The organism is Shivajiella indica, assembly GCF_042683085.1.
Lineage (GTDB): Bacteria > Bacteroidota > Bacteroidia > Cytophagales > Cyclobacteriaceae > Shivajiella > Shivajiella indica.
Map to the genome: position 1 here is coordinate 663,781 of NZ_JBHUIV010000010.1, position 18,210 is coordinate 681,990.

At 36.8% G+C, this 18,210-nt stretch carries 12 protein-coding genes; 10 read left to right on the forward strand and 2 right to left on the reverse strand.

Features of this window, described 5'->3' with window-relative positions; translation table 11 throughout:
• The first annotated feature begins 4 nt into the window (after window positions 1-4).
• The 8 genes from ACFSKV_RS06280 (at window position 5) to ACFSKV_RS06315 (ending at window position 12,168) form a co-directional block, all read left to right on the forward strand.
• Window positions 5-643: a response regulator gene (locus ACFSKV_RS06280; RefSeq protein WP_380801069.1), complete on the forward strand. Its 639-nt coding sequence runs from the start codon at window positions 5-7 to the stop codon at window positions 641-643.
• A gap of 235 nt (window positions 644-878) precedes the next feature.
• A complete protein-coding gene (locus tag ACFSKV_RS06285; protein ID WP_380801070.1) occupies window positions 879-2,534 on the forward strand; it encodes a S8 family serine peptidase in 1,656 nt (551 codons plus the stop codon).
• Between the two features lie 278 nt (window positions 2,535-2,812).
• On the forward strand, window positions 2,813-4,783 hold the full coding sequence (locus tag ACFSKV_RS06290; RefSeq protein WP_380801071.1) for a ligand-binding sensor domain-containing protein: 1,971 nt from the start codon (window positions 2,813-2,815) through the stop codon (window positions 4,781-4,783).
• Window positions 4,784-4,822: 39 nt separating this feature from the next.
• The gene (locus tag ACFSKV_RS06295; protein WP_380801073.1) at window positions 4,823-5,893 is read left to right on the forward strand and encodes an ATP-binding protein; all 1,071 of its coding nucleotides are present in this window, start codon (window positions 4,823-4,825) and stop codon (window positions 5,891-5,893) included.
• Between the two features lie 6 nt (window positions 5,894-5,899).
• Window positions 5,900-7,744, forward strand: a complete 1,845-nt coding sequence (locus tag ACFSKV_RS06300; protein WP_380801074.1) for a NosD domain-containing protein — start codon at window positions 5,900-5,902, stop codon at window positions 7,742-7,744.
• A gap of 248 nt (window positions 7,745-7,992) precedes the next feature.
• Complete coding sequence (locus ACFSKV_RS06305; protein WP_380801075.1) at window positions 7,993-9,834, forward strand: right-handed parallel beta-helix repeat-containing protein; 1,842 nt, start codon at window positions 7,993-7,995, stop codon at window positions 9,832-9,834.
• Window positions 9,835-10,025: 191 nt separating this feature from the next.
• Entirely contained in the window at window positions 10,026-10,661 is a 636-nt protein-coding gene (locus ACFSKV_RS06310; protein WP_380801076.1) for a hypothetical protein, read from the forward strand.
• A gap of 1 nt (window position 10,662) precedes the next feature.
• Window positions 10,663-12,168 (forward strand): M43 family zinc metalloprotease, encoded by a 1,506-nt coding sequence (locus tag ACFSKV_RS06315; RefSeq protein ID WP_380801077.1) that lies wholly within the window; start codon window positions 10,663-10,665, stop codon window positions 12,166-12,168.
• 92 nt (window positions 12,169-12,260) lie between these two features.
• On the opposite strand, the gene ACFSKV_RS06320 is transcribed toward ACFSKV_RS06315, so the two are convergent.
• On the reverse strand, window positions 12,261-13,469 hold the full coding sequence (locus ACFSKV_RS06320) for an acyl-CoA dehydrogenase family protein (protein ID WP_380801078.1): 1,209 nt from the start codon (window positions 13,467-13,469) through the stop codon (window positions 12,261-12,263).
• A 128-nt stretch (window positions 13,470-13,597) separates the two neighbouring features.
• Between ACFSKV_RS06320 and ACFSKV_RS06325 the strand changes: the two genes are divergently transcribed.
• Window positions 13,598-14,560: a tryptophan 2,3-dioxygenase family protein gene (locus ACFSKV_RS06325; RefSeq protein ID WP_380801079.1), complete on the forward strand. Its 963-nt coding sequence runs from the start codon at window positions 13,598-13,600 to the stop codon at window positions 14,558-14,560.
• Window positions 14,561-14,863: 303 nt separating this feature from the next.
• On the forward strand, window positions 14,864-16,447 hold the full coding sequence (locus tag ACFSKV_RS06330) for an NAD(P)/FAD-dependent oxidoreductase (protein ID WP_380801081.1): 1,584 nt from the start codon (window positions 14,864-14,866) through the stop codon (window positions 16,445-16,447).
• Window positions 16,448-16,847: 400 nt separating this feature from the next.
• Here the strand turns inward: ACFSKV_RS06330 and ACFSKV_RS06335 are convergent, their stop codons facing one another.
• Entirely contained in the window at window positions 16,848-17,999 is a 1,152-nt protein-coding gene (locus tag ACFSKV_RS06335; RefSeq protein WP_380801082.1) for a Gfo/Idh/MocA family protein, read from the reverse strand.
• Between the last annotated feature and the right edge of the window lie 211 nt (window positions 18,000-18,210).

Genomic DNA, 18,210 nt, shown 5'->3' on the forward strand with positions numbered 1-18,210 from the left:
AAATATGAACACCAAACTGGTTATTTTTGAAGATAATGAAAACCTCAGGAAATCCTTGGTGGTGCTGCTGGGGAGCAGTGAAGAATACCAAATGGTCGGAGATTTTCCCAATGTCCTGCAGGCGGCAAAACAAGTAAAAGCTTTAGATCCTGATATGGTGATTTTGGATATTGATATGCCCGGAAAGGATGGTATTTCAGTTATTCCGGACATCAAGGAAACCAAACCGGAAATTTCTATCGTCATGTATACCCAGTTTGAGGATGATGACAAAATATTCCGCAGCCTTTGTGCAGGGGCAGATGGCTATATCCTTAAAAAGACTTCACCAAGTGTATTATTCCAGGCCTTAGAAGAGGTAAGAAAAGGAGGGGCGCCATTATCCCCAACTATAGCCAAAAAGGTATTGCAATCATTTCATCAGTCCCAAAACAATGCCCTAAAGTACAATTTGACACCAAGGGAAATCGAGGTATTGAAGCTATTGATCAAAGGATATAGCATCAAATACATCGCAGCAGAGTTGTTTATCGCTTATGATACCTGCAAGGCCCATCTGAAAAACATATATACCAAACTGCATGTCAATTGCGGAAAGGAAGCCATAGCCAAGGTCCTGGCCGAGCGGATTATTTTGGATTGATAATCAGTTTTTCATTTAATTCTTCATTCTACATTATTTATCCAACCTTGCAGGCTGGCCCTGGCCTAAAAATGTCCAAAGGGACATTTTCTAAACGGCCAGTCCCCCCCAAAAAAGGTGATTGACAAGTAATTATAATCAAAGTAAATTTCTTTTGAAATCTAATTATTTTCAAAAGACCAATTCTAGGTCTTATGGAATTAGAACCTTATTTTAAACTTAAACCTTTTATGTAATGTCTGCATTAAAAAATTTTCAGCTAAAAAAAACATTACCCATATGGGGGGTATTGGTGGTTTTAATGGTCTTTTCCTGTCAGGATATAAATATGGAAGACCAAAAATTGAATGATTTATCGCAATCGGACAATTCATTGTCAAATGTGGTGCCGGGAAGGTACATAGTCACTTTACACAGCAATGAGATCAATTTCCGAAAATCAGATAAGTATGAGGATGTACAGGCTGGAATGAGGAAAATGGCTCAGGACATCTTAATAAAATATGATGTTGAATATGATAAAATTAAGGCCGTATACGGACATGCCATTACCGGATTTACCTTGGAACTTACTGATGAAGAATTTAGGGGATTGAGCAGTGATCCTAAAGTGAAATCTATTGAACCAGACAATTATATATTGGAATCCTACAATCAAAGAAAAACTCCTCCTGGAAAAGATCAACCTGGTGATGATGGAGGAGGTGATGATGGTGGCGAACCTTCCGATCCAGGAACTGGGGGGACTATTCAAATTGATGCTCCCAAATATCTGGATAGAATAGATCAACGCCAATTACCATTCAGCGGTACTTACACCTACAATGAGACAGGTAGCGGGGTAACAGCCTATATTCCTGTTGGAGGAATTTGGGATATGCCAGAAGAGTTTGAGAATAGGGCAGTCACTATTGATTTGATAGGTGAAGGGGAGGAACTTAATGGATCCACAACTAATGTAGCATTGAATGTCGGGGGAACAACCTATGGCCCTGCCAAAGGAGTGAATTTGGTAGGAGTTAGGACAAATGATTCTTGTTGTGATGAAACAGGTTACTTGTCTTCCTTATTAGCTGGATATGATTGGATTTTGGCAAATGGTCAGAGGCCTGGTATTGTTCTAGTAGGGCTAGTTGGGCCTTTGGAAAATACAGCATATTTTACAGTAATTGAGAACTTGTATAATGCAGGTTTTTCCCTAATATCAAGTTCAGGAGCTTGGCAAGAAAATGCTTGTACCTGGGGAAGTTCTTATAAACCCTACATATTCACTGTGGGATTGGCCACCATAGAGGACAGAAAACAAGTATCAAGTAATTATGGTGATTGCATAGACTTGTTTACCACGACCACCGATTGGTTCGACGCAAATGGGGCATACGTAGAGATTTGGAGAGATGGATTTAATATGAATCCCAATTTTGTTGCAGCTGGAGTGGCTGCTGGTGTGGCCGCTAAATTTTTGGAAAATAATCCTATGGCTTCACCAGCTGAAGTATATCAATTTCTCAAAAACACCTCTACCAAGAATGTGGTAAGCTATTCTAATTCGGTAAATAATCATTTGCTGTATAGTGGAATGAGCATGGATGGAGCTGGAAGTATTGACCCTAATCGGGTAAATCATGTAATGGATTTAACTGGATTAGTCAGTCCAATGAAAAGAAATGAATATCAAATTCTTCTTAATTGGCAACCCATTAAAAATGAAAGTGGGACAGTGGATATTTATGAGAATGGATTGAAAATAACCTCAACAGATGATGGATACTTAATAGGCGATGGATATTGGTTTCGATTCATTTCTGGAAGAAATTTAGCTCCTAGAACTTATAAGATCTGTATTTCAGGGACAAATCAATGTTCAAATGAGGTGGTACTGACCTTTTAATTGAAGTTTAGTTGAAAAAAGCTGCTTTTTTTTCAAGAGCAGCTTTTTTTATATACCAGAATAATTAATTATTTTTAATCGTAACAGTTCCGGTTTTCATGATTGGAACAAAAATTCAACCCAACCAATCCTTGAAAAATGGAGTAAAGGGACTCCTGATAATTCAATTTCAGGCTAAGGAGAAAGTTTGACATGATGGACTTTTTATTTAAAGTGGATCTTTCGCGCCATGCTTTCGAATTCTTTGGTTTTATTTTTAATACAATTAGTGAGAAAGAATGAAATATACTTTCGTACTTCTGTTATCCATCAATTTATTTTTCTATTACAAAGCTTATTCTCAAGAAGAAGTGGAGTTTCTGATGAAGAACTATACTATCGAACAAGGGCTTCCTGAAAATACTATCCTGGATATTGTGGAAGATGAAATTGGCTTTTTATGGATAGCCAGTCCTAACTTTCTAACCCGTTTCAATGGAAATGATTTTAAGGTGTTCCGAAAATCATTTGATCATCAAGTGGATGAATCCAGTTTTAAGCTGGGCAAGCTATACATTGTGGATGATAAGCTCTGGATGATTGTGAAAGGGGGAAAACTGGAGTATATGGATCTGAAAACAGAAGAGTTTTATCCCATCACTCAATTTAGTGCTACTGGGGAAGAAATTGTAAATATTAAATCTCTATTTTTTGAACAGAATAGAATCTACTTAGGCACAGAAGCCAAAGGGTTATTTATTGTTGATCAAGATTTTAAAATGATCAGTCATTACCATGAGTCGAGTAGTCAAGCCCTCAGTTCAAATTCTGTCAATTATATATTCAAGCCAAATGATCAAGACCTTTGGGTACTTACAGATCAAGGAGCAAACAAAATTACCTGGGGTATTGTGTCTAAATATGGTGAAACAATGGAATTTACAGATGGAATAAGTTTTTCCAATGGAATTTTGGATCTCTCTACTTTTTCAGGTGGAATTTGGCGTAAATCACCTTCGGATAATTCTTTTTATTTGCCTTTCAAACAAGATTCTATAAGGCAAGGATTATTGAAAATTTCCAAAATCTTCCATGATAGAAGATATTCTACATATAAATGGGGATTTTGGATAGCAACGATTGGTAATGGGCTTCAAGTAGTTGATGAAATGGATTCCCGAATCGTAAAAGTTAAATTGGATCATGATCCTAAAGATATTTATTGCGTTTATGGATCAAAAAGTAGAAAAATTTGGGTAGGTACGAGAAAATATGGAGTTTATTCCCTTGATCCTGTCATACCTTTAGAGACTAGGTACTTACCTGAGGAATTGGATCCTGATGAAAAGCTGTCATTCAATCTAGCAGAAGATCAAGACTTTGTTTATATCTCTCAAAAAGAAGAAATATTTGTTTACGAACGGGACCTTTCCTTGAAAGGGAGAGCAAAAAGAACTGATTTTTTCAAAGAGGGAGAAACTTTAGAAATGGATAGGATTATTCCAATTCTAGGAATGGGTCGTTTTTTAGTTTCATCTCCACATCGGGGAAGTGTGATTTATAACCCAGCGAACCAAGAAATTTATCAACTGGATAAATCGATCAATCTTGCATTATCTAATTTTGGTGTAAATCAGGAAAGTACGGTTATTCTAGAAGTAAAAGAATTTCCAGGGCAACTAATTATCGGAATTGAGCAAGGATTGTTTAAACTGGATCTGAGCAATCAAACTTTTTTCAAAATTTCGGATCAGGCAGTTTCTCATCTATGGACAATTAATTCTAAGAAATTGGCAGTTCACTTCAGCAATGGGAATATCGGGGTATATGATTTCTCCAACGACCAACTCGAGCAGCAGGAATATTTGAAGGCTGTCATCCCCATGGATTTGGACATTAAGGCAATGAAGTATCAAAATGACTGGCTTTGGTTTGGGACCCTTGGCAATGGTTTGTTATTGTTGAATATTGAAAATGGGACCTTGGTAAACTTAACAAGTGAAACCGGCCTTCCCAACGATTTTATTATGGGAATGGAGTTTGCAGACACGCGAACACTTTGGTGCAGTACCAATAATGGCTTTTTCAAATTGAATTTTATCAAGTCAGATGGAACCATCAGCATTGAAGAAATATTATACTTAAACCACCGTAACGGAATTTCAATCAATGAGTTTCTCCCTGATTTTTCATATCAAAGCAAAGAGGGGAAAATATGCTTTGGTTCTGACAGGGGGATTCTATGTTTGGAAGGACAAAATTATCCATAGGATGAATACCAGCCTAAAATTTTATTTTCGCAGGTAAAAGTGAATAGCCAAGAAGTGGAATCACTTGCCGGCATACATTACCTGGACAACCTTGATTTGAAAAGTCATGAAAACTCCCTGGAGTTTTTCTTTACAGCTATTTCAAAAAACGTTCCTGATAATCTAAATTATAGTTATAAATTGTCAGGTTATGACAAAGACTGGGTAAAGGCAGGAAATAGGCGCTATGCTTCCTATACCAACCTGGACCCTGGGACCTATACTTTTAATGTCAAACTTACAAATGATAATTTTGAAGGAGCACCGGTAAAATCTTTTCAAATAACTATTCACGAGACTTTTTTTCAGACGATCTGGTTTAAATTATTAGTAGTAATAATTCTACTTTCCATTTTTTACTTTTATTACCGATTGAGAATTAATCACCTTTTGAAATTACAAAATATAAAAGAAGAAATTTCCGCTGACCTGCATGATGATTTAGGGGCAAGATTAACCACGATTCAACTGCTATCTGCAATAAACAAGACCAAGTTTAAGGATCAGCCGGAGGTGGAGAAGTTGCTTTTGAATATAGATCAAGAAATCCATGATTCATCAGAAGCGCTTCATGAACTTGTAGGAAACATTAAAATGAAAGAGGATGATTTGGAAGGTTATTTTTCCAAATTAAGAAGATATGCCAGTGAATCATTGGACCAGTCTAATCTTAGTTACCGGATCCATTTTTCAGAAAATTTCAATCAATTGACAATTTCACTATCTAAACGAAAAGATATTTTTCTGATTTTAAAGGAATTGATCAATAATATCAGGAAACATGCAAAGTCGAGTAAAGTAATTATCAGTATTGAAGAAAAACAAGATTTCCTCCTGATCAAGGTTAAAGATAATGGGATTGGCTTTGACCCGAATTCCCTATCTGTAAGGAATGGGATGAAAATTCTGAAGTACAGAGTAGATAAGTATAAAGGCAAAATTACTTTAAATTCATCGTTGATGGAAGGTACCACGGTGAAGATTTCAATTCCTTTGGATAAAGCTTCAGTCATGAAAAATTTTTGGTCTAATTTTTTTAAAAGGCTATCTAAGATTTGGACTTTTAATTAGTAGGACATGAAAAATAAAAAAACATCTACTATAAGTTCAAATGCTATTTTTTTAAATTTCATACTTGTTCTGTTGATTTTTTTGGGCTGTCAGGCAATGGTGCTTGCCCAGCGTACCTATTCAGTTAATACTACAGAAGACTTTGAAGATGTGGATTTGTCCGATAAGATATGCGCAGACAAAAATGGAAAATGTACGCTTAGAGCAGCTATTCAAAATGCAAATACCTCAAAGCTTCGTGATAAAATTTTATTTGAGCTAAACGAATATGAATCCAAAAGGATTGTATTACAAACTTTTCTACCTGCCATTATTTATCCTATTGAAATCTATGGAACGAATAACAGAAAGAAAATTGATCCTAGAGATGGGATAATTATAGATGGAAGTCGGATTGGGTTTGACCTTGAAATAATTCGAACAGTACCTGAAGCCAGTACAGGGCTTTTACTGGCCGAAAAAAGCAGTGGAAGTGTTATAAATGGACTTATATTTCAATCAATAAGAAATATGGCCATTAAGATAGATTCTCATAATTCAGTAATTCAAAACAATATTTTCGGATCACTTGAGAAAGATCCCAAAAAAGGAAACGGGGCAGGAGTTTCTGTTTGGGGGAAAAATAATCTAATTGGAGGTCAATCAGAGAATGAGGTCAACTATTTTTTTGGAAATTCTAATGGTGTAAGTTGTATAACCGGTATTTCGAATAAAATCATTGGAAACATTTTTGGATATGATTCAAAAAAAGATCAAATCCGTGGCAATGTCATAGCAGTCTTTTTGGGATTTCCCAGTCAGGACAATCTGATCCTTGGAAACTTGATATCTGGAAATACCATGGGAATGGAGATATGGGGAATTGGAAATAAAGTAGTTCAAAATAAGATAGGTACGGATTATTATGGTTCCAGAACTATAGGAAATAAAGTTGGGATTGTCGTAAACTCATCATCGCACTTAATCAGCATCGGAGGAATAAATCAGGGAAATTTAATTTCCGGAAATGAGGTGGGGATATTAATTGATACAAAAATTAGGTCTATGGCTAATTTTCAATCTGTTAGAGAAAGGTTTTTGAATATCGAAATAACAGGTAATTTGATTGGGACAGACTATTCAGGACAATTTCCATTGGGAAATGAAAATGGAATTGTTTTAAGAAATTCAGGAGGAATAATCATTGGAGGTGTTCAGGAAGGATTGGAAAATATAATTTCCGGTAATTTGAAAAATGGGATTTTGCTGATTGATTCATTTGAAAATCTGGTTTCCGGTAATAAAATCGGAACAGATATTTCAGGTAATTATGCCATTCCTAATGCAGTAGGAATCCGAATCTATGATGAAGAGAAGTTAAGTTTTTCGGATAATAATGTCATACATGGAAATCTGATCAGTGGAAATATAAATTCTGGAATTTATATTGGAAAAGAAGTGAAAAAACTAAATATTATTTCAAATATCTTTTGTGGAGGAGTGGATTTGGACTTTCCTTCTGAAAACCAAAACATTGGCATTGTTAACACCTCTTCAATTATAGGTATTTGTTTGGGAGATGAATATGGCCAAAATCAGAACATTTTTTCTAATCATAATATTGGCATTATAACAATAATGTCCTCTGATTTACAAGATCCTGTAATGAGGAAAAACAAATTTTTGAAGAATTCTAATAATGTAAAGGAATTAGATTCAGAGGATAGTATAGAATTTATTATGCAAAGTTTCATTAGTAATTATTTTAAAATAGCAGAAAAGGAGTATTTACAATTAGGAATAAACAAATTTCAATATGATTCAACTACGATATCTCAGTTACAAAGAGAGATAGATAAGTTGCCAGATTAAGAAAGTCTGAGTATCCGTAATCATACACGTAGTAGAATTTAATTTGGTTAAAGAACCCCTCGGCAAGCTCGGGGAACGGAATTTAGGTTTGGAAAATCGGGGGGAGGGAAGAAATGCGGCTTTGCCACATTTCTTCCCTCCCCCCGGAATTTAATTCAAGTTCCGGTGGCCGAGCTTGCCGAGGCCCTCCAATTGATACGTGCATGATTCCCAAGAGTCAGATTAAGAAAGAGACAAAATTGTAATTTATGAAAAGACCAGAGAAAACTTCTTTCAAAAGAATTAACCAATTCTTGAGGATTATAGGTATTCTGATACTTACTTTTTGTCTTCATGCTTTAGTATTTGCCCAAAGAACCTATACCGTAAATAGTATTGAAGACTTTGAAGATGTGGATTTATCTGATAAGAAATGTGCTGATAAAAATGGTAATTGCACACTGAGAGCGGCTATTCAAAATGCAAATGCCTCGAAACTCAAAGATATCATTCAATTTGATGTAAAGGATGGTACTACTAAAAGAATTGTACTTCAAGAGTCCTTGCCTGCAGTAATTTATCCTATTGAAATATACGGGACGAAGAATGAAGAAAAAATTGATCCTGTTAATGGGATTATCTTAGATGGAAACGAAATCGAAATATTTTATGAAAAAGATCGATATTCGGCTGAAAAAAGAGCTGGACTTTATTTGTCTGATCAAAGCAGTGGAAGTACCATAAACGGGCTTATATTTCAGTCTTTTGAGTTTAGAGCGCTTTACCTTGATTCAGAAAACAATACCATTCAAAATAATATTTTTGGGTCTGTCCAAGGTAATTTTCATGAAGGAAATAGGTTAGGGTTGTATGTATTTGGAGGGAATAATTTAATAGGTGGTCTGGTTGAAGGCGAATCAAATTATTTTTCAGGTAATTTAACAGCATTGGTAATTCAGACAAATGACAACAATAAAATAATCGGAAACGAGATTGGCTACTATTCCATTGACAACTGTATTGGAAAAAATAGTACCGGAATAGAAGTTCATGCCTTGGCTACCAACACCCTTATTTCGGGAAATATAATTTCCGGCAATACTGTAGGACTTTCTCTTAACGGTTCGGGAAATAGTGTTTACAATAACTTTATCGGCACTGACAAAACAGGTGAAAAAATAGTTGGGAATCATACTGGCATTTTGGTTGGTTTTTCTTGCAATAATTCTTCCATTGGAAAACCAGAATTGGGTAATTTAATTTCCGGAAATGAAGTTGGTATCATTATAGACCGGATGCGTGGGTCTGTTGCTACCGCGGAACAGATTAGAGATCGGTTATTAAACATTGAGATCCAATCTAATAAAATCGGGACTGATGTAACGGGAACTCATTCATTGGGGAATCAATATGGGGTTGTGGTCAAGAATACGGGAGGAGTGATCATTGGGGGAATGAAGCCAACAGAAGCCAACCTTATTTCAGGAAATCAGGAAGCTGGGATTTTGCTGCAAGATTGCTTCGAAACACTTATTCTCGGAAATAAAATAGGGGTTAATAGCTTTGGAAAAGGCGTTTTAACGAATACTATAGGTATTTTCCTTGATGATATCAAAAAGCATGGAGAATCGGAAAATATTTTGATCAAAGGTAATCAGATCAAGTCAGGCAGGGTGAATGGTATTTATATCGGAGAGGGTTGGAAAGATGTTACTATTCAGGCCAATTCCGTCACAGGATCAGGGGACACTAGCTCTTCTCATTTGACTGGGGCAGGAGTAGGATTTAAAAAATTTCATCCTTATTTCTGCTTTGGTGGTGAGGATTCCGTTCTAAGAAATGTTATTCTTTTTCATAAATATGGCCTATTGACTAATGAAAATCATTTATCTTCAATTTACATCGATAAGCTCAATGATGTTCAAAAAAATGAGCTGGATTATGGGGTAATTCCTTTGTTTTTTCTTCTTAATGAGAGTAGTACGCACCAATTTCCAAGTTATGAAAAATTACATTGGGAAGAGCTGATTTCTTTTTTTCTGGTCAGAGATTTTTTTATGGAAGGAGAACTAGAATTTTACCAAAACTATCTTGCCCGAATACCGGACTGATTTTTAAATACCCCCCAAAAAGGTGATTGACAATCATTTAAATCCTTCATAGCTTAATTCTTTTAAATTATTTCCTATTCGAAATAATGAAATCCCCAATGGGGATGCCATAGTTTCTGACTAACTAGATTATTGAAAGATAAATTCAAGAAATACATTTATTAAAAAAGGCTTAAGCAACAAAAACTAACATGAAAATACTTAATTTATTTATTTTTCTATTTTTGACTTTTGCAGCATTAAACAAAGCTTTTCCATTAGCGGATAGCGTTATTGTTAAAGAAAACCCAATGAAAATAGGTGTTCGGTTTTCTCCAAGCTTTAATTTTTTTGATTATGGAAATCTACCATTTGTGGGAATTAGGGATGATTATAAGATAGGAACAGCTTTTGGAATAGTTTTCGACTGGAATCTTTCCCCCTATAATAATATAAGGTTGGAACCTTATCTGGAACTACAAAATTTGGTAAATAATTCAACCACTTCAAATCTACCAATACAGACTAGGTTTAGAAATATTGGAATCGGATTGGATGCAATACCGTTAGTTTTAAAATTTGGGGGAAGAATTAAACCTCAAGTCTCTTTTGGAGGGCACATTAAGTATATCTTCAATTCCAAGCATGAAACTACACTTGATGAAGATCTAATTTACAATTTTTCTTTAAATACAAATAATTTACTTGTAGGCATAAATTACGGAATTGGGACATATTTTGGGAAGAGATTGATTGAAATAAGATACTATCAAGGGCTAAATGAATTTGTGTCCAATTCAAAAGTTCCCAACAGCATTAATCAAATTCAACTTATCCTGATATATTAAAATGAAAAATGTAATATTTCTTTCGGTTTTTGTAGTGTTACTTATTTTTAACTCTTGTATTACTGATAATGAAGTAGAGAATTCTTTTTATTTGAACCAAGTTGAAAAAATTGAACTTTCAATTGAAAACAAGTTTTTAATTGCTGATAATAATATAGAGAAGTTAAAATTAACGTTTAAATTCTTAGATAATGGAAATCGAGCAATTTTAACGGATACAAAATTAGAGTTACCTCTCCAAATATATTTGGGAGATTCAATTATTGAATCCTCACTGTTAGATCTTTCAAAAACCGGTAAATATAAAGTTAGAGCTTTTTTACCTTCAAGAGAAGGTATTTTCAGTAATGCCATTGAGGTAGAAGTGGTTGATCCAAGTATTATTTCAAATTTGGTTTTGGATTTTTCTGATGAAACGAGAAATGAATATGCTGTGGCAAAAAACGGAACGTTTGATTTTACAATAACGGCATATGGGGAAAATGGAGAGATTCCTGACATTAAAGATCAAATTTTAAGAAATCTTGAGCTTCAAATCGGAAACAGTAAAATTAATAAATTAGAGGATATTCAAATTGAAGAAATTGGTATATTAAAAGTTCAGGCTACTGCCTTTGGGATTAAAAGTAACATTTTAAGAATTAATTCCAGGAAAGAAAAAGCTTTTCCAATTAAAGAATTTCAAGTTATATTTCATGTTTTTGTTGAAGGCACTGACATTTCATCATCAGAAATAGAGAAGCAAATAATGCAAGCAAATATGGCATTTGGAGGGGGAGTTAATACAAATTTTAAAAGAAATATGAATGCAGTTAACGTTAACTTTAGATTTAAAGCTGCTAACAGAGATCCTGAAGGTAACTTTTTGACAATTTCAGGTTATAATAAGGTTAGCAAAAAGTTACTTCAGAATGAATTAGGACAAAATTGGTGGACTAAATTCGTTGAACTTTGGAATCCTACCGAATATATTAATGTTTTTATAGATGACGGTTTAACAGTTCTAGGGGTAATGGGTTCAGCATTCACTCCAGTTTTAAAAGATGCTGTTTTGGGAGGTTTACAATCTAATCCAGAATTAATTGAGTTGAATTTTCCATATTCAATATCATTGGCTCCTGAAGCTCTTGATGATGAATATTTTTCAAGATTTATTTTTGCACATGAATTAGGACATTATTTTGGTTTACACCATACGTTTTTAGGTTGTTCTGATGGAGATTATATTGAAGATACACGTGCACATACTGATTATTTAGGAAGTAATTTAAGATTTGACTGCAAAGGACAAGGATTTATATCTACTAATTTTATGGATTATATTGTTACTCCAGACAATTTTACTTTTGATCAAAGAGATCGAATGAATATTGTTTATGATAATGCACATTTTATGCCACGAGATTTAAAATCTCCGACAGGAAGATTAAAGAATTTTAAAAAAGGTAAACTAGATCATAGTATTAGACCAATCGTCTGCTATTCTAGATTCAACCAAATGAATTGAAATTTTATTTTATAAAAAAAACCGCCAAGGTTTCCTATCCCTCAGCGGTCAATCTTGGTACATTGTACTTGGTACTTGGTACTTTTTTTCCTCTACTTAAACGCCGCTATCCCCGTAATCTCATGCCCCAGGATCAACAAATGGATATCATGGGTTCCTTCATAAGTAACCACAGATTCCAGGTTCATCATATGGCGCATGATAGGATACTCACCCGTAATGCCCATTCCCCCATGGATCTGTCTTGCTTCACGGGCAATCTCTAATGCCATGGCCACATTATTGCGCTTGGCCAATGAAATGTGGGCAGTTGTAGCTTTTCCTTCATTCTTCATCACACCTAGTTTCCAGGTAATCAACTGGGCTTTGGTAATTTCAGTCAGCATTTCGGCCAGCTTCTTCTGGATCAACTGGAAAGAACCAATGGGTTTGTCAAACTGAATTCTTTCCAAAGCATATCTTCTCGCAGAATCATAGCAGTCCATGGCTGCCCCGATTGCTCCCCATGCGATGCCATATCGGGCAGAATCCAGGCACATCATCGGTGCTCCCAAGCCTGATTTTCCCGGTAAAAGGTTTTCTTTTGGTACTTTTACATTATCAAATACCAATTCACCTGTTGCCGAGGCTCTTAAAGACCATTTGCCATGGGTCTCCGGAGTGGAGAAACCTTCCATCCCTCTTTCCACGATCAGACCATGTATCCTGCCTGCTTCATTCTTTGCCCATACTACGGCGATATCCGCTTTTGGAGAATTGGAAATCCACATTTTGGCGCCGTTCAAGAGATAATGGTCACCCATATCTTTGAAATTGGTCACCATGCCGGATGGATTTGAACCAAAGTCAGGTTCGGTCAGGCCGAAGCAGCCCAGCATTTCACCGGATGCCAATTTGGGAAGGTATTTCTTCTTTTGATCCTCAGAGCCAAACTTATAAATTGGGTACATGACCAAGGAACCTTGTACAGATGCGGTGGAACGCATACCTGAGTCACCTCTTTCAATTTCCTGCATAATCAGTCCATAGGCGATGTAATCCAGTCCACCTCCTCCATATTCCTCAGGAATCTGAGGTCCAAAGGCACCTACTTCACCAAATTTTTTGACGATTTCATAGGGGAAATGGGCTTTCTGCGCCCAGTCTTCTATATAAGGGCTGATCTCTTTTTTAACAAAGTCCCTAATGGAAGAACGGATCAATTTATGTTCCTCCGTCAACAGGTCGTCAACCCCATAAAAATCCACTCCTTCGAAAAGGTCTTGTTTCATTGATTTCTGAATTGTGGAAGTATGCTCCATATCTGTTTTGGTTTATTGCTAATTAAAACGGAATTTTACAGCCGAAAACCCGGATTATGCTGTTTTCCTGCCCTGAAATAAATAAGAAGCGGGTTAAAAAACTACCTTATCGCACAAAAAATTAACACATGAGCCCAGCACAATACCCAAAAGACGTTTTAGAGAAAATAGAGCTACTTCAGGAAAAATTCAAGGCATCCGGACAGGACCTTTCTTCCTACCTCGAAGGCTTATTATATGCAGATTACATGACCTATTGGGATTATATCAATCTGGATATTCTACTTTCCCTTCAACAGCCCCGAACCTCCTTCAAAGACGAAAAAATCTTCATTATTTATCATCAGATCACAGAGCTATATTTTAAACTTATAATATGGGAACTGGAACAGATTGCAGATAAATCACCAATAGATGCCAAATTCTTCAAGGAAAGGTTGGAGAGAGTTAATATGTACTTCGACCAGTTGATCGCTTCATTTGCTGTGATGTGGAAAGGAATGGAAAAAGAGCAATTTCTGAAATTCCGTATGTCTTTATTGCCATCCAGTGGTTTTCAAAGTGCCCAATACAGAGTAATTGAACTACAGTCAACCGATGTGCATCATCTTGTCCAAATGGATAGGAGAGAAGCATTGAAGGAGGAGAAAGATAAAGATGTGATTTTTGACAACTTGTATTGGCAGCATGGGGCCAAAGAATTGGCCACCGGAGAAAAAACCCTGACGCTGAAGTCCTTTGAAAAAAAATATAGCAAAGAGCTTAAGGAATTGATTGAAGCTTACCAAAACAAAAATATTTGGAAAAAGTACCTGGATTGTAAAGATAAAGATGAAGAATTGAAACAATTGATGAGATCCTTGGACCTGAAAGCCAATGTATTCTGGCCCTTGGCCCATTACAAGAGTGCCGTCAGGTACTTACAGCGCGATCCGCAGGATATCGCTGCTACAGGAGGAACCAACTGGCAGAAATACCTGCCGCCCCGTTTCCAAAAAGTCATTTTCTTTCCCGAACTTTGGAGCCAGCAAGAAATGGATGAATGGGGCAAAGGTTGGGTGGTGAAGGAAGTGTTTGGGAGTGACGAATGAGGAATTAAGAATTTAGAATTAGGAATTATGAATTAATTCGGATTTCGAGAGGAGGATATTGGAGATTTTGAACCATTAAGAAATTAAGATATTAAGGTTTTCATTAAGGACTTAATGAATTCCTAAACTCCCTTAATTCCTTAATGGTGAAAACCCCGAAATCAAACTTCCGACATCAAAAGTCTTGAGTCTTGTATCTTGAGTCTTACATCTTAAGTCTAACCTCCCTATTCTCGCATTTACTTGGTACATCGTACTTGGTACTTGGTACAACAAAATATTTAAGGATAAATACCTTACCCAATGAAAAAAGAACTGCAATTACAACTGAGCCCCGAAGAGGCTTATGATGACCTATTGTTTCAGCAAGTCGCGCTGGAAAAAGCCGGATTCTCTTCTGAAAGCCCGGAGGCAATAGCCCGCCAGATCAGAAGGTCCATAGATGCCAGGGGAAGACAGGTAAGGGTCAATGTTACTGCTGAAGTTTTTATCAATGAGCCGCCAACACCTTTACTACAAACCCCAAAAGCTTATCAAAACGTCTCCAATAAAGAACAGCTCATCATCGTGGGGGCAGGTCCTGCAGGACTTTTTGCGGCCTTAAGAGCCATTGAACTGGGAATTAAACCCATTGTGATCGAAAGGGGCAAGGATGTTAGAGCAAGAAGAAGGGACCTAGCTGCTATCAACAAAGACCATATCGTCAATCCAGAATCCAATTATTGTTTTGGGGAGGGGGGGGCTGGTACCTATTCTGATGGAAAACTCTACACCCGCTCCAAAAAAAGGGGAGATATTAGAAGGATCATGGAGATCTTGGTGGCCCATGGAGCTACCGAAGAAATCCTGGTAGATGCCCATCCTCATATCGGAACCAACAAACTTCCCAAATTGGTAGCTGAATTACGGGAAAGTATCCTACAGGCAGGAGGGGAGGTTCTCTTTGAAACCAAAGTAGTTGACTTTATCCTTGAAGGAAATGAGATGAAAGGGGTAGTTACTCAAGATGGCGAAAAAATAAAAGGCATTGGCGTCATTCTGGCCACAGGTCATTCAGCAAGGGATATTTTCCATTTGTTACAAAATAAAAAAATCCTTATTGAAGCCAAACCCTTTGCTTTGGGTGTGAGGGTTGAACACAGTCAAAATTTGATTGACCGGATTCAATATCATTGTGAGGTGGATAGGGGCCCCTATTTACCGGCCTCTTCTTACGCCCTCGTAAATCAGACCTACCTGAATGGGAAGCAGCGGGGTGTTTTCTCTTTTTGTATGTGTCCTGGTGGGTTCATTGTTCCTGCCGCCACATCACCTGGAGAAATAGTGGTCAATGGCATGAGCCCAAGCCGAAGGGATAGCAAATTTGCCAATTCAGGAATGGTCGTAGCGGTGGAATTGGAGGATTTACCACAATATAAAAAATACGGTCCTTTGGCGGCCATGATGTTCCAGGCAGAAGTGGAACAAAGAGCATGGAAATTGGGAGGGGAGAGACAAACAGCTCCAGCCCAACGCTTGGTGGATTTTACCCAGAAAAAGGTAAGTTCCTCCCTTTTGGACACTTCATACCAACCTGGCTTGAAATCAGTAGATATGTATGAAGTTTTACCAAATTTCATCGCAGAGAGATTAAAACAAGGATTTTTGAACTTTGGTCAAAAAATGAAAGGTTACCTAACCAATGAAGCGCAAATCATTGGAGTAGAAAGTAGGACCTCCTCTCCGGTCAGAATACCCAGAGACAGGGAAAGTTTTGAGCATCCTATTGTGAAAAGGTTGTATCCATGTGCCGAAGGAGCCGGCTATGCAGGGGGAATTGTTTCAGCTGCCATGGACGGTGAGCGTTGTGCTGAGAAACTGATTGAAAAATATATCACTGTGAGGTAATTTACTAGCTACAATTTAAAAGCGAATTTTCTGCTATCAGCTGCTCCAACCATTGTGTACTTTGACATTTGATTTTATTATCATGTAACTGAAAAATACCACAAAAGTGGTATTTTAATTACTTCACTTTTTGGGGAAATTTGAAGCTGAATCAGATTATGATTTAAAAATATTTCTGATCCTTACTAAACTTAAACACTATGAATCCGGTATCCTGCTCTGTACCGGATTTTTTTCTTGGGATAAATGCAAAAGTGCTAACAACTTGCAAAATGTATTTCTCTTAATTTTATCACCACATAGCAACATAGTTCACATAGAATGGCCCAGTCTAAAGTAAAGTATTCAGAATTCACAAACTATATGGTCTATGTGACTATGTGGTAAAATGTATTTCCTTTCACAAATCAAACTCAGGTTTCCAGACCTGTTTTTCTCCGCTATAAAGGGATTGATTGGCCAAAGCGACAACAATGGCTGATTTACCACCATTGACCACATTGGAATGGGGAAGGTCTTTGGTTATCAAGCAACGGTAAAAATCCTCCAATGCATAATAGGAACCATCTTTTGTCGGCTCATTCAGAATTTTCACTCCCCGTTTATCCGAAGACCAAGATAAGCGGGTGGCTCCGGAAACCCCATCTACTTGTTCCAATTCCACTTTTACATCAGGTTCAGGATAAAAAACACCTTCATTGGTCAATAAGGAAACCATACCCTTACTTCCCTTTATTTTAAAGGAATAGCCATCAAATTGGTTGGAACAGGTGGCTCCAAAATTCCCTATCATATCATCTTTTTCGTAACGTAAGGTCACCTGTACATTGTCAAATGTTTCCCTGCCATCCTTGAAATGGTCTATGCCGCCCACCCCATAAACGGTACTTGGCTGGGTTTCAAAAGCCCAATGGATAAAATCCATTTGATGGGAAAGCAATTCCGCTACCAATCCACCGGAATATTCTTTGTACATACGCCAGTTGATCTGTCGCTCCAATTCCGGGGAGGGGAGAGGTCTTCTCCAGTTATGGTTTCTGTCCCATCTTGCTTCAACTTGCGTAACTTTACCGAGCCAGCCACTTTGGATCATTTCTTTCACTTTAAAATACAAGGGAGAATATCGATATTGGTGCCCGATCTGAATGACCTGGTTTGGATATTCTTTGCTGAGTTGATTCAGTTCAATGGCCTGATCAATGGAAAATACCATGGTTTTCTCCAAAAAAAGATGTTTCCCTGACTCCAATACTGCTTTGGCATGATCAAAATGGAGATATAAGGGAGTGGCAATCAAAATGACATCCAAATCCTTTTGGTCCAATAGGGAACGGTAATCCTGATGAAATTGGATGCCTGAAGGATATTTCTTCTTCGCAGACTCCAACCTCAGGGGTAAATTGTCACAGATACCTTTGACCTGAAATTGTTCCGGCATATTATTCAGAACCTGATGAAGTCCAGAACCCCTGTCACCATAGCCCAAAATTCCGATAGTAAATACCTGATCTTTTTGAACAAAGTTCAATCCTGAGGAAAAGGACAGCGGCATGATTGATCCAGCCGACAATAATGTGCCTAATTTTACAAAATCTCTTCTTTTCAATGGAATTGGTCATTTTTTGAGATTTCTAATATAAAAACTTTTAGATCAAAGCCTTAATAATATCATCCTCAATTGGATGATTATTTTAGAAAAATTGTTTTAAATCCGGACAATACATGACACTCAGTCAGGAAAGGAAATATATTTTTCCAAAATT